This is a genomic window from Ruegeria sp. BI12 (assembly GCF_056537985.1).
In genome coordinates this window covers 1,002,062-1,015,582 of the sequence record NZ_JBQFSL010000002.1, presented here as the reverse complement: position 1 = coordinate 1,015,582, position 13,521 = coordinate 1,002,062, and the positions used below count along the sequence as shown (strand labels likewise).

The following is a 13,521-nucleotide window of genomic DNA, read 5'->3' as shown; positions in this document are numbered from 1 at the left end:
CCGAAGGAAATTTTCTAGCTGAAATGACTGACCCGGACAAAACGCCTTGGCTTATTTCGAGCGATGATGTTGCATTACATGACGCGCTTGCACTGCTTCGTGCGTCATTTCAGTATATGGATGGCAGGATAGACCCTCCGTCATCCATTCACCGTTTGTCCTTGGGTGCAATGCAGGCTCATTGTCAGGGCGATGGTGAAATCTGGGCTATCGGGCGGCCGCTTTATGCGTGCATGTTTCTAACACCCAAATCCAACAGCTTGTATCTGGGAAAGTTGGCCGTGAAAGAAGACATGCGGGGGCAGGGTATCTGCCGCGCGTTGGTTGATCATGCTGCATTCCGCGCGGCAGAGCTTGGTCTGCCAACTTTGGAGCTGGAAACGCGCGTGGAACTCTCTGAAAACCATCGTGTGTTTTCAAGGCTTGGATTTACGATCGTCGGTACAGGCAGTCACGAAGGCTACGAGAGACCAACGGATTTCTTGCTGCGAAAGCCAATCAGTTTGTCTGCGGATAACTAATCACCGAGATATAGCGCGCTGGTAGACTGACCAGCCGTTCCGGACCATGCGGTGCGTCGGCGTCAAAGAAAAGGGTATCCCCGGGCTTTAGTGGGTAAATCTGGTCGCCGTGGCGGTAATCCACCTCGCCTTCCAACATGTATATCGTTTCGATGCCTCCATGTTGGAAAGTTGGGAACACGTCGGACTCTGCAGTCAATGTGATCAGGTAGGGTTCGACAATCACACCTGATCCATTGGCACCGATATGTCCCAGTAGATTGTATTGGTGGTTGGCACGAGTGCCTTCGCGCTCCAGCTCAACGCCTTCACCTGCTTTTGTATGAACCGCCTCGCGACGTTCTTCAAATTGTCTGAAGAAGCTCGTCAAAGGAACCGAAAGCGCATCGGCGAGAGATTGCAGAGTCGTCAAGGAAGGAGACGTGTTTCCGTTTTCGATCTTTGATAGCATGCCAATCGACAATCCGGTCAGCTGGGCCAGTTCCGCGACTGTCACGTTTTGCTTTTTGCGAAATGCGCGAACTTCGCGGCCAATGGCAACTTCAAGAACTTTTTCTCTGCCACCCGAACGAACGGAATGTGGGTCCTGCGTCAGATTAACCGCCATTTCTTTGTCTTTTTTCTTCAATTTTACACTTTCAGTGTCTTGCTACACTTACCTTAACCGGTTCCGCAAGCAGGGGCGGCGCAGGCCCATTCCATTTCAGAAAATCGTAGTTCAATTTTTCCTGATAGTAAAATATTCATGCTGCCAGGGAAATGCCAGCGATAGAATTTACGCAGTTGGTGTTAACAACCCGCGTTTTGGATGGTGTGTTCTGTAGCTCCCTCAGGTCGACATCCTTGATGATCGCATTAAATCAAACATTGGAGATGGCGAGTGGATGATCGTGAGCAACTCGGGTGACACAGTGGCGGTTTTGGAAGACTCCGCAAAGGATCACGGCGCCCACTAATGACCTGCATGACCTGTCGGTATAACGGCTCGCGGCGCTGGATATTCCCAACTTTCTTTCAGATATAGACCCTGGAAAACTGGCCTATTTTGTAACGGCTACAGAAGCATAGTTCGGCTACGTGCGCCGAATCTCTAGAACCGGCAATTCGGGTGAGCGTGTGTACGTGATCTTTGCCGATGACGATGTGATACCCGACATCTGCAGCAAACTCGTCGAAGTCGGCGTCATGCGCTAGTCTTTCTCCGCGCTAGATAAAGCTATCATCGAAGCAGGTTCCATGCTCTTGCTCATGTCCGACCCGGTTCGCTTTCCTTGGTCCTGGATGCTTGATGACCTTCCGCTGCAGGCATTAGACACCGCTGACCGGGGGCGCTTTGCAGCGCCCGATGTCAGATCGACTCGGATGTGCTTTCGCTCGGAAGGTGCCGGTTCAGCAGGTGCAGGGCTACAAAGCTAATCACCGCACCAGACAGCAAATAGAGGCCGGCCGCCCAAAGGCCGAGCATCGCAGTCAGCCCTATAGCAACCAGCGGCGCAAAGGCCGCACCAATGATCCAGGACAGGTTAGTTGCCATTGCAGAGCCCGAGTAGCGATAGCGCGCCGGAAAACGTTTCGGTACGATGGCGCTTGCCTGCCCATATGCCAGACCCAGAACCATAAACCCGAAGATCAGAAATGCTGAAGGGTAGTGGGCCAGTAGACCGATCGTCAGGCTGAGTATAACAATCAGGACCGAGCTGAGCCGGATGACAAAGCGGCGGCTATAGCGATCCGCCAGCAAGCCCGAGACAAATACGGTCACGATCGCAAGGGCGCCGCCGATAAGCTGGACAGTCAACACCTCAGGGATTTCGTATCTTTCATAGATCGCAGCAAAGGCCAGCGGAAAAACGGTCATCATGTGAAACAGTGCATAGCTGGCTAACGGCAAGAACGCGCACAGCAGGATCGTGCGCCCCTCATTTCGAACCAGATCTCCAAGCGGCGCCGATTCAGTAACTTTCGGGTCAATGCCCAGATCGGAATTCAATAGCCGGACCCGCGCATAGAGTGAGACCACATTCACTGCCATTACCGCAAAGAACGCAAAGCGCCAGCCCCATTTGATGAATTCGTCTTCAGTCAGAAAGCCGGTCAGCACAAAAAAGATTGATGCCGCGACAACAAACCCGACGGGACCTCCCAATTGTGGAACCATAGCATATACACCCTTGCGATTGGCGGGTGCAGCATGTTGAAGCTGCAGGGTCAGACCGTCCCATGAACCGCCCAGCCCAAGCCCCTGCAGGATGCGCAACGCAGCCAACAGGACCGGCGCCAGCCAGCCGATTTTTTCATATCCGGGCAACAATCCGATCGCCACGGTTGAGGTTCCGAGCAACCCAAGCGCCAGTGTCACCTTTCCGGTCCGGCCGATCTTATACTGCAAGGTGCGTGCGGCAAGGCTGGCCACCGGGCGCGCCAGAAAGGCCAGCGAAAAGATTGCAAAGGATGCCAGCGTGCCGAACAGCGGGTCGAGCATTGGGAAAAAAAGCTTTGGAAAAACCAGCGCCGATGCAATGGCATAGACGAAGAACCCAAAGAAATCCGTCACCCGCGCCATGACGACGGTAGTGATTATTTCATCAACCGTCGCGGCATAGCGCGATGTGCTGTCAACGCTTGTCATGATATACTCCTGCACTGAGTATTCAGAAAACCCATCCTTGCCGAAACGCCGAAAAAAGGTAATTCTGTAAGTCATTATTTGTCGCATTGCAGCACGAGACGGAAAACAGCACAAGGGGCCTTGCAAGCAGAGGTAGTTGAAATGTCTCGCCAGCTTGAAGATTTTTCAGTCCATTACCGATCCGAGAGGGCCCGAATATGAAGCGCGCTTTCCCCGTGGCGATTGTGTTGTCGTTGGTTGCACTTGCAGGATGCGACATGGTCGTGCTGGACCCGTCCGGCGATGTCGCGACGCAGCAGGCCGACCTGATTATTTACTCCACGGTCCTGATGCTGATTGTGATCGTTCCGGTGATCGCACTGACTGTGTTCATCGGTTGGAAGTATCGCGAGTCGAACAAAGAGGCGAGCTACGAGCCGGATTGGGATCATTCCACCAGCCTAGAGATCATCATCTGGTCGGTTCCGCTGGCGATCATCATTTGTCTGGCCGGGCTGACCTTTGTGGCTACGCACAGGCTTGACCCATATCAGCCGTTACGCCGGATATCTGACGTCGAAAAGATTGATCCCGCTGTCGAGCCAATGGTGATCCAGGTTTCAGCGATGGATTGGAAGTGGCTGTTTATCTATCCCGAAGAAGGCATCGCAACAGTCAACGAGGTCGCCGCGGTAGTCGATCGCCCGATCAAGTTCGAGATCACCTCGACCACGGTTATGAACTCCTTTTTTGTGCCGGCGCTGGCAGGGCAGATTTATGCCATGTCCGGGATGCAGACTGAGTTGAATGCGGTGATCAACAAACCGGGTGTCTATGACGGGTTCTCGGCCAACTACAGCGGCGAAGGCTTCTCGCAGATGCGGTTCAAGTTCCACGGGCACGATCAGGTGGGGTTCGATGCTTGGGTCGAACAGGTGCGCGCGCAGGGTTCTGAACTGGATCGCGAAACACTTGCCAGCCTGAACCAACCCAGCATTTCCCACCCGGTGACGTACTACAATTCGGTTGAAACCGGACTTTGGGACAAGATCGTCAACCTGTGTATCGAGGACGACTCGCTTTGTCTCAACGACATGATGATGGTTGATGCACTGGGCGGTGGCGGCCTTGAGGGTCTTTGGAACCGTGAGATGTTCCGCGGCATCTGCTCAGCCGATGACCCCGGTGCTTTGATGGCGATGATCCGGCCAGAGATGCGTATCCGCGAAGATGAAATTATTGCTGCGATGACGCTGGTTCCTCCGGCGCCCGCAAACTGACCTGAAACGAATAAGAACTGGAAAGATAACGCTATGTCGCTATCTCACGAAGCCGCTGACGGTATCGCCCATGTTTCGGGTGTGGACCCATTCTGGGGCAAACTGTCTTGGGGCGTGTTTCCCTTCTACGAACCGATCGTGCTGGTCACGTTCATCGTTGTCTTGCTCGGCGGATTGGCCGTTGTCGGGGCTCTGACTTACTACCGCCTCTGGGGGTATCTCTGGAAAGAATGGTTCACCAGCATCGACCATAAGAAGATCGGGATCATGTATATGGTTCTGGGTCTGATCATGCTCCTTCGGGGCTTTGCCGATGCGTTGCTGATGCGGGGCCATCAGGCCATCGCAGCAAGCGGCGGAGAAGGGTATCTGAACGCGCACCACTATGACCAGATCTTTACCGCCCATGGCGTGATTATGATCTTTTTCGTGGCGATGCCTTTTGTCACCGGCTTTATGAATTACGTAATGCCGCTGCAGATTGGTGCCCGCGATGTGGCATTTCCATTCCTGAACAACCTGAGTTTCTGGCTGACCGTCTCGGGCGCAATCCTGATCATGCTGTCATTGTTCGTGGGCGAGTTCTCGACGGCGGGCTGGTTGGCCTATGCGCCGTTTTCGGGGCTGGAATACAGCCCCAGCGTTGGCATGGATTACTACCTCTGGTCGCTCAATATCGCCGGGATCGGCACAACGTTGTCGGGGATCAACCTTGTTGTGACGATCGTTAAGATGCGGGCACCGGGCATGACCTGGATGCGGATGCCGGTGTTTGTCTGGACGTCGTTGTGCACCAATATCCTGATAGTCGTGACCTTCCCGGTGCTGACGGCCACTTTGGCGCTGCTGACTGCCGACCGCTATCTGGGCACCCATTTCTTCACCAATGAACTGGGCGGCAATCCGATGATGTATGTGAATCTCATCTGGATTTGGGGTCACCCAGAGGTCTACATTCTGATCCTGCCGATTTTTGGAATATTCTCGGAAATCGTGCCGACCTTCACCGGCAAGCGGCTGTTTGGCTATACCTCGATGGTCTATGCGACCTGTGTGATCATGATCCTAAGCTATCTGGTCTGGCTGCACCACTTTTTCACCATGGGCGCAGGGGCCAATGTGAACGCCTTTTTCGGCATCACCACCATGATCATCTCGATCCCGACAGGGGCCAAGGTATTCAACTGGCTGTTCACCATGTACAAGGGTCGCATCCGGTTCGAGACACCAATGCTGTGGGTCATGGGCTTTATGCTGACCTTTGTGATCGGCGGTATGACCGGGGTACTGCTGGCGGTGCCGCCCGCCGATTACGTGCTGCATAATTCGCTGTTCCTGATTGCGCATTTCCACAATGTGATCATCGGGGGCGTGGTCTTTGGCATCTTTGCTGGCATCATCTACTGGTGGCCCAAAGCATTCGGTTTCAAGCTGGAGCCATTCTGGGGCAAGGTAAGTTTCTGGTGTTGGCTGATCGGGTTCTATCTGGCCTTCATGCCACTTTATGTGCTTGGCCTGATGGGCGTCACCCGCCGTCTGAGCCAGTTTGAAACCACCTTCTACTCGGTGTATTTTATCGTCGCTTTGATCGGTGCGCTGTTTGTAGCGGCCGGTATCGCGGCGTTTCTGGTCCAGATCTATGTCTCGATCCGCAACCGCGATGCGCTGCGCGATGTAACAGGCGATCCATGGGATGGGCGGACGCTGGAATGGTCGACGTCATCTCCGCCGCCCTATTACAATTTTGCTTTTACTCCACGGGTTCATGGCCTGGACGCCTTTACCCAGATGAAGCGTGAAGGTTTTGTTCGCCCGACCGAAGGTTTCGTACCGATTCACATGCCGCGCTATACCGCGACGGGTGTTGTCATGGCGGGTCTGATGACTGTCATGGGGTTCGCGCTGATTTGGCATATCTGGTGGCTGGCTGTCGTCAGTTTCGCCGCGACTTTGATCTATGGTATCGGGCACACCTACAACTATAATCGCGACTATTATGTTCCAGCCGACGAAGTGCGCGAGATCGAGGAACAGCGGACCCGGTTGCTGGCAGGAGCAGCAGAATAATGGCGCAGACAGACACCGAACAGTCGAATGAGTTCTTTGTCATAGAAGAGCCCCATCACGGGGACGATCACGAAGAGCATCACGAAACCGGAACCATGCTGGGGTTCTGGATCTACCTGATGAGCGATTGCCTGATCTTCGGCATCCTTTTCGCGACCTATGGGGTGCTGGGCCGTAACTATGCCGCCGGGCCGGCGCCTGCCGATCTGTTCGATATCCAGATGATACTGGTTGCGACCTTTGCGCTGCTGTTTTCCTCGATCACCTACGGGTTTGCAGTCTTGCGGATGGAAATGGACGATCTGCGCGGCACCGTGTTTTGGCTGATCGTCACCGTGCTATTCGGGGCCGGGTTTCTGTATCTGGAACTGCTGGAGTTCACCCACTTGTGGCACATCGGTGCGACCCCGATGGCCAGTGCCTTCCTTTCGTCGTTCTTCTTTCTGGTCGGGACCCACGGGTTGCATGTGCTGGGCGGAAGCATCTGGTTGATCGTTCTTTTGACGCAGCTTGGATTGCATGGGCTGACGCCCGAGAACCGGCGACGGGTGATGTGTCTGAGCCTGTTCTGGCATTTCCTCGACCTGATTTGGATCGGCGTCTTTTCCTTGGTTTACCTAACGGGAGTGCTGCTATGAGCGATCACGCAAAAGGGGCCGGGGGCACTTTCAAATCCTACGTTATAGGGTTTGGTTTGTCTGTTGTGCTGACGTTGATCCCGTTCTGGATCGTATTGGGCGATGTGGTGGAAAATACCGCCTGGGCGGTAGCGATCATCTTTGTCCTTGGTGCGACGCAGATGATGGTTCACATCCACTATTTCCTGCATGTGACGCTGAAGGTTGAGGCGGGGTGGCAGGTGATGTCACTGGGGCTGACACTTCTACTGCTGGTCATCGTGCTAGCCGGGTCAATCTGGGTCATGTTCAACCTTGAAGAAAACATGATGCCTGCCCATGAACAGATCGAGCGGGTGCGTAATCTGCCATGACCGATCAGGGCAGCGCTGGGCGGCCGCGCTGGCTTTCGGTCCTGTTACTGGTGCTTTGTGCGGCGTTGATCGTAGTGTTTGTCCTGCTGGGAAACTGGCAGATGCGACGCTTGGTGTGGAAACAGGATCTGATTGCGGCGGTCGAGACCCGCGCCTATGGCGCGCCCGTCACACCGCCGGTTACGTTTGACCCGGAACAGCATACCTATCTGCGCGTGGCGCTGCAGGGCAGCTATACCGACGACGAGGCTGTTCTGGTCAAAGCTGTGACCGAACTGGGTCCCGGTTACTGGGTGATGAACCCGATGCAGGGGCCGGCTGGTATCATTTGGGTCAATCGCGGCTTCGTGCCGCCTGGCCAGAAGGATCCGGCATTGTGGAGCGCTGCGCCTGAAACGATCTCGGGCCTGTTGCGCCCGACCGAACCGGATGGGACCTTGCTGGAACGCAATGATCCGGGTCTGGACCGTTGGGTATCGCGCGACACCGTGGCACTGTCCAACGCGCTGCAGCTTGGCCTTACGATGCCCTATTTCATCGATGCGGATCACACCGGTGCGCCCGAAGCCTGGCCCCGCGGGGGGTTGACGATTGTGCGGTTCCGGAACACGCATTTGGCGTATGCTTTGACCTGGTATGCGATGGCAGCGTTGTTTGCGATCGCGCTAGGTGGGATATTGTGGCAGGCCCACCGGGTGAGGCATGGTAGCTGACTGATGGCTGAGCGGCACACCCGCAATCCGGCACGCGAAAAAAGTTGGCTGGGCCTCTCTATAAATTCGCCTAATGTCCGGTGACGATTGCATCATCCGAACGCAGCTGCGCGCAATCTGGGTCAGGCGTATCTTTTTCGACCGGCGCTGAGACCGAGCAACCAATCCTCGACAATTAGCTGCTCTGGAAAAGCATTTTGAATAGGCCTTTTCAGCAAGTAGTACCCTGACTGAGTTCGCACTGATGCGCCCTGAACTGGTCTGACCAAAGCGCCGCTTTCAAGCAGAGGGTCAACCAGGTGAGCCCAGCCCAATGCAATTCCCAAACCATCCACCGCAGCCTGAATTGACAAAGGATAGGTGTTGAAGGCCACAGCCTGCTCCATGGATGACGTCGATACACCATTGCCGCTGAACCATGCGCGCCATGTCATCCATTCTGCGTGGGCGCTGGTGACTTCAATAAGGTCTAGTTCCGGCAACGCGGACAGATCCGCCGCATTTGGATTGCTTTTAAGGTATTCGGGGCTGCAAACCGGAAAAACGGTTTCTCCGAACAAAAGCTTTGCCTCGTATCCCGGCCAGTCCCCATCCCCACGCAGAATTGTCAGGTTCATTGAATCCGACAGGCATTCTGCGTCACTATCCGAAGACACCAGAGAGATACGGATACGGCCATTGGATTTGTTGAACTTGCGAAGTTGTGGCATCAGCCAAAGAGACGCAACAGAATTGGTCGCAGAGATCGAAACCGTATTGGCCTGATGTTTGGCCAGCATGTCACGGCTGACGTCCCGCATCATGTCCAGTGATTTTTCAACGGTTGCCAGCAAGATCGCCCCTTGCTGGGTAAGGGAAACAGAGCGATGCCCTCGTACAAACAACGGCACGTCATAGTGCTGTTCCAGCAAACGTACTTTGCGGCTGATTGCGGTTTCTGAGATGTTCAGAACCTTGCTTGCTTGCGCAAAACTCTGTGCCTTGGCCGCGGCCTCAAACGCTAACAAGTAGTCCAACGGCGGCAGAACTTTCCCGGTGACTTGCGCTTTTTTTGGCATTTGGGGGCAATTTCCCGAGCTGGACGAGGTTACGATCAAAAAAAGTTGCACGCATCTGTCGGCACTCGAACAGGCAACTGCCTGTTAAGATAGCAAAAAGTCAAATTAGCCTCAAGAAATTATGGTCAAGGCCCCTCAAATCTCTGTTCTGCGCCTTGGACGATCTTGGGCAGAATGCTCGAAGTCGGGGCCGGAAGAGTCCCTAACTTAAAATGAACGTCACTCAGGGAGCAAACATGAAACTTTCAAACCTACTTTCTGCTGCAACCTTGGCAGCAGTAGCGGGAACAGGTGCGATTGCTGAAGACAGCAGCGACCCAATCGTGATCCCAATTCACAACTGGTCCAGTCAGATCGTAATGTCCAACGTCGTTGGACTGATTTTCGAAGAGATGGGCAACAACGTCGAATATGTCACCACCGACAGTCAGGCGGTTTATGAATCAGTGCGTCTCGGGGATGTCGCGCTGGAAATGGAGGTCTGGGAAGGTGCTTTTGGTGCGTCTTATCGGGCTGCACTGGAAAAAGGTGGTCTGCATGACGCTGGCGATCACGACGCGGTCACGCGCGAGGATTGGTGGTATCCAATGTGGACCAAGGAATCCTGCCCCGGTCTGCCTGACTGGCAGGCACTGAACGATTGCGCACATCTTTTTGCCACGGCTGAAACCGGCGATAAAGGCCGCTATCTGGATGGGCCGGTCGACTGGTTGAAGCATGGTAAGGAACGCGCCGAAGCGCTGGATCTGAACTTTACCGTCATCAACGCGGGTTCCGCGGCGGCTCTTTGGGCTGAAATTGGCGCAGCTGAGGCCGACAAGAAACCGGTTCTCGTGTTTAACTGGACGCCAAACTTTGCCGAAGCTGTTTGGCCCGGTGAGTTTGTTGAATTCCCGGCATGGGAAGACGGATGCGACACAGACCCGGCCAAGGGACCCAACCCGGAGGCGCTGTATGACTGTGGCAACCCTGCTAAGGGTTACCTGAAAAAGGCTGCATGGGACGGGATGAAAGACAAATGGCCAGCCGCATATTGCACCCTGACCAAGATTTCTTTCACCAACCCTCAGATTGCTGAAATGGCGAAGCTGGTCGACACAGATGAGCTTGAGCCGGAAGAAGCGGCCGAGGAATGGCTGGACGCCAATCGCGACGTTGTTGATCCTTGGATCAGCGCCTGCAGCGCATAATCCGGTTACACAACCGAAACTGGCGCGGCCTTGTCTACCACATCGATGCAAGGCCGCGCTTAACAAGAAAGAAAGGCAGCCATGTCCGCCACCGCGCCCGTCATCTCAGCCAAAAATGTCTGGAAACTGTTTGGGCCCTCGCCAGAGAGCTATCTGAAATCCATACCCGCGGGTCGCAGCTTTGATGAGATCCGGTCAGATGGGTACATCGCCGGGGTCAAGGATGTCTCGATCGAAGTGGACCGGGGTGAGATGCTGGTCATCATGGGGTTGTCGGGATCGGGTAAATCGACGCTGGTGCGGTGCTTCTCACGCCTGCACGACATCACAGGTGGAACGATTGAGGTGGACGGTCAGGACATCATGAGCCTGAGCGAACGCGAGTTGATTGAACTGCGCCGCAACAAAATGGGCATGGTGTTCCAGTCCTTCGGATTGCTGCCGCATCGCACTGTTTTGGACAACGTGGCCTTCCCGCTGGAAATGCGTGGACAGGATCGCCACGACCGGCGCGAACGTGCGCTGGAAGTCATCAAACTGGTTGGCCTTGAAGGCCGGGAAGAATACTTCCCGCGCGAACTAAGTGGCGGCCAACAGCAACGGGTAGGTATCGCCCGATCCTTAGCTATCGAACCAGATATTTGGTTTCTTGATGAACCATTCTCGGCGCTTGATCCGCTGATCCGCCGTGAAATGCAGGATGAATTCCTGCGTCTGCAAGAGATGTTGGGCAAAACCATCGTCTTCATCACGCATGACTTTGACGAGGCGCTGCGCTTGGCCGACCGGATTGCCATCATGCGCAACGGAGCGGTCGAGCAATGTGACACCCCGGACCAGATCGTGATGAATCCCGCTACCGAATACGTGGCCAAGTTTACCGAGGACATCGACAAAGCCCGCGTCGTTCACGCGAAAGGGCTGGCAAAACCCGTAAACGGTCATGCGCTTGAAGGCGCCCCGATCAATGGTGCCTCAACCATTCACGAACTGGCGCGCGTATTGGTCAACGACGACAGGATCCTTTTGCCGGTCGCCAATGACAGAGGCGTTGTAACAGGCGTTCTGGACCGCAACACCGCGTTGAACGTTCTGCTTGGAGCCGAATGATGGCCACGCTGTCCACCGAAATACCGGACACATCCGATAGGACGTCTGGACGGACCAAAGTCCTTACGGCACTGCTTGTCACGGCCTTTGCGCTGATCCTTGCTAAGGCCGTGGGCATTCTGCCTGAATGGCTGAACCGAATTCCAGAAGCCGCAATACCGCCAACTGCACAGATTCTGGATGCAATCTTCAACTTCATTCAAAACGACCTCGGCCTGATCTATGTCACTCGCTTTATTGCAGAAGGCCCGTTGGAGTTCTTGCTGGATACGTCTGCGAACCTGCTGGAGGGCAAGCGGCGCTGGCCCTATCTGGGCCCGATCCCATGGTCCGCAATCGCCGCTGTGGCAGCAGTTGTCGGCTACGCTGTAGGTGGCTGGAGGCTCGCCGCGTTGGGGGCTGGAACCTTCATCTGGACCGCGGCAATCGGGCAATGGAAAATCGCCATGCAAACGATGTCCGTCATCGTGGTGGCGGCTCCTCTGGCATTTCTTCTGGGCTTGGTTCTGGGCATTGCCGCCTGGAAATACGGCTGGTTCGAACGGATGCTGAAGCCCATTCTGTCAGTGCTGCAAACCTTGCCTTTCTTCACGTACCTCTTGCCAGCGGTGATCTTCTTCAAGGTCGGACCAACAGCAGGGGCCGTCGCGACAATTACATTTGCCATCCCACCGATGATCCTGATGACCACTCTGGGCTTGAAGAAGGTCAGCCCCGAAGTGATTGAAGCCGGGCAGATGTCAGGCTGCACCCGTTGGCAGATGCTGCGCCACGTCTATGTTCCGGCTGCACGCACCGAGGTTCTGGTTGGCGTTAACCAAGTGATCATGTTGTGTCTGGCGATGGTGGTTTTGACCGCCTTTATCGGCATGCCCGGTCTTGGCGCCAAGCTGTTGGCAATGATGGGTAGCTTCAAACTCGGGCGGTCTTTTGAGATCGGTGTGACCATCGTGCTTCTGGCTGTAACCCTTGATCGGATGTCCAAGGCCTGGGTCGTCAAACAACCTGTTCATTTTGAACGTGGGACGCCGTGGTGGAAACGGCACCAAATCTCGCTGGTCGCTTTGGGTCTGTTCGTTGGGTTTACTTTGCTCGCGCAGATTTTCCCGATCCTGGCTGAAGTTGGCCGCAAGCAACATCTGAGCCAGGGCAAAGAAATCGACGTGGTGATCAAGTCCTTTCTGGCCATAGACGTAATCAAGGGAACAACCGAATGGTTGCGCTGGTTTCTGAACGTCAAGGTTCTGATCCCCTTCCGCAATACGCTGCTGGCTATACCCACACCCGCCTTTATCCTGTTGGTAGTTTCCTTCGCATATTGGGTTGGCGGGCGAAAACCTGGTATCTACGCTGCAATCTTCTTTACGATTGTCGCGTTCTCCGGCTGGTGGGATCGGTCGGTGATCACGCTGTACACAGTGATCTCGGCCGTCGCTCTGGCGACCCTGATCGGCATTCCGCTGGGTGTAGTCGCGGCTCGGTCACAACGTTGGTCCAAGAGCATCTTGTTGGCCTGCGACACCGCTCAAACTTTCCCAAGCTTCATCTACCTGATTCCGGCGATCATGCTGTTTGGCGTAAATGATGTGGCCGTTGTTTTCTCGATCCTGATCTTCGCAGCCGTGCCGCTGATCCGGTACACTATTATTGGCCTCAGCAGCGTGCCTCCAGAAATGACCGAGGCTGCTGATATGTCCGGCTCGACCCGGCGGCAAAAGCTGATGTCCGTGCAGTTCCCGCTGGCCCTGCCGACAATGGCGGTCGGGTTCAATCAGGCAATCATGTTCGCCTTTTTCATGGTCATCATCGCGGCCTTTATCGGCACACAGGACCTGGGACAGGAGCTGCAACGAACACTGGCGGGTACCGAACTTGGTAAGAACTTTGTTCTGGGCCTGAATGTCTCCCTAATGGCACTGACATTTGACATGGCGATCAGCAGTTGGGCCGAGAAACGTAAAAAGCGACTGGGGCTTGATTGAG

The 13,521-nt window shown here is 55.0% G+C and carries 12 protein-coding genes; 9 read left to right on the top strand and 3 right to left on the bottom strand.

All coding sequences use genetic code 11. From position 1 onward, the window contains the following. Positions 1-23 precede the first annotated feature (23 nt). Positions 24-521, top strand: coding sequence for a GNAT family N-acetyltransferase (locus ACR0AK_RS17725; RefSeq protein WP_170560534.1), 498 nt, complete (start codon positions 24-26; stop codon positions 519-521). On the opposite strand, the gene ACR0AK_RS17720 is transcribed toward ACR0AK_RS17725, so the two are convergent. After that, positions 499-1,128, bottom strand: coding sequence for a helix-turn-helix domain-containing protein (locus tag ACR0AK_RS17720; RefSeq protein WP_170560533.1), 630 nt, complete (start codon positions 1,126-1,128; stop codon positions 499-501). The genes ACR0AK_RS17725 and ACR0AK_RS17720 overlap by 23 nt on opposite strands. A 741-nt stretch (positions 1,129-1,869) precedes the next feature. After that, positions 1,870-3,150: an MFS transporter gene (locus ACR0AK_RS17715; protein ID WP_480794331.1), complete on the bottom strand. Its 1,281-nt coding sequence runs from the start codon at positions 3,148-3,150 to the stop codon at positions 1,870-1,872. A 197-nt stretch (positions 3,151-3,347) separates the two neighbouring features. Here ACR0AK_RS17715 and cyoA point away from each other — a divergent pair, with 197 nt between their 5' ends. From cyoA to ACR0AK_RS17690, 5 genes are read left to right on the top strand one after another with little or no spacing between them, the layout of a single operon-like run. Beyond that, on the top strand, positions 3,348-4,409 hold the full coding sequence (gene cyoA, locus ACR0AK_RS17710) for a ubiquinol oxidase subunit II (protein WP_480794330.1): 1,062 nt from the start codon (positions 3,348-3,350) through the stop codon (positions 4,407-4,409). 33 nt (positions 4,410-4,442) lie between these two features. Continuing rightward, entirely contained in the window at positions 4,443-6,476 is a 2,034-nt protein-coding gene (gene cyoB, locus ACR0AK_RS17705) for a cytochrome o ubiquinol oxidase subunit I (RefSeq protein WP_480794329.1), read from the top strand. Then, positions 6,476-7,114, top strand: a complete 639-nt coding sequence (cyoC, locus tag ACR0AK_RS17700) for a cytochrome o ubiquinol oxidase subunit III (RefSeq protein WP_480794328.1) — start codon at positions 6,476-6,478, stop codon at positions 7,112-7,114. The genes cyoB and cyoC overlap by 1 nt, the downstream gene beginning before the upstream one ends. Then, complete coding sequence (gene cyoD / locus ACR0AK_RS17695; RefSeq protein WP_480794327.1) at positions 7,111-7,467, top strand: cytochrome o ubiquinol oxidase subunit IV; 357 nt, start codon at positions 7,111-7,113, stop codon at positions 7,465-7,467. The genes cyoC and cyoD overlap by 4 nt, the downstream gene beginning before the upstream one ends. Then, a complete protein-coding gene (locus ACR0AK_RS17690; RefSeq protein WP_480794326.1) occupies positions 7,464-8,180 on the top strand; it encodes an SURF1 family protein in 717 nt (238 codons plus the stop codon). The genes cyoD and ACR0AK_RS17690 overlap by 4 nt, the downstream gene beginning before the upstream one ends. A gap of 122 nt (positions 8,181-8,302) precedes the next feature. Here ACR0AK_RS17690 and ACR0AK_RS17685 read toward each other — a convergent pair whose 3' ends face one another. After that, on the bottom strand, positions 8,303-9,238 hold the full coding sequence (locus ACR0AK_RS17685) for a LysR substrate-binding domain-containing protein (protein ID WP_480794325.1): 936 nt from the start codon (positions 9,236-9,238) through the stop codon (positions 8,303-8,305). A 236-nt stretch (positions 9,239-9,474) separates the two neighbouring features. Here ACR0AK_RS17685 and ACR0AK_RS17680 point away from each other — a divergent pair, with 236 nt between their 5' ends. The 3 genes from ACR0AK_RS17680 to ACR0AK_RS17670 all read left to right on the top strand — a co-directional run bounded on the left by ACR0AK_RS17680 (position 9,475) and on the right by ACR0AK_RS17670 (position 13,520). Further along, positions 9,475-10,428 (top strand): ABC transporter substrate-binding protein, encoded by a 954-nt coding sequence (locus ACR0AK_RS17680; RefSeq protein ID WP_170560525.1) that lies wholly within the window; start codon positions 9,475-9,477, stop codon positions 10,426-10,428. A gap of 81 nt (positions 10,429-10,509) precedes the next feature. Next, a complete protein-coding gene (locus tag ACR0AK_RS17675; protein ID WP_480794324.1) occupies positions 10,510-11,538 on the top strand; it encodes a quaternary amine ABC transporter ATP-binding protein in 1,029 nt (342 codons plus the stop codon). Continuing rightward, entirely contained in the window at positions 11,538-13,520 is a 1,983-nt protein-coding gene (locus tag ACR0AK_RS17670; protein ID WP_480794323.1) for an ABC transporter permease, read from the top strand. The genes ACR0AK_RS17675 and ACR0AK_RS17670 overlap by 1 nt, the downstream gene beginning before the upstream one ends. Position 13,521: the final 1 nt, after the last annotated feature.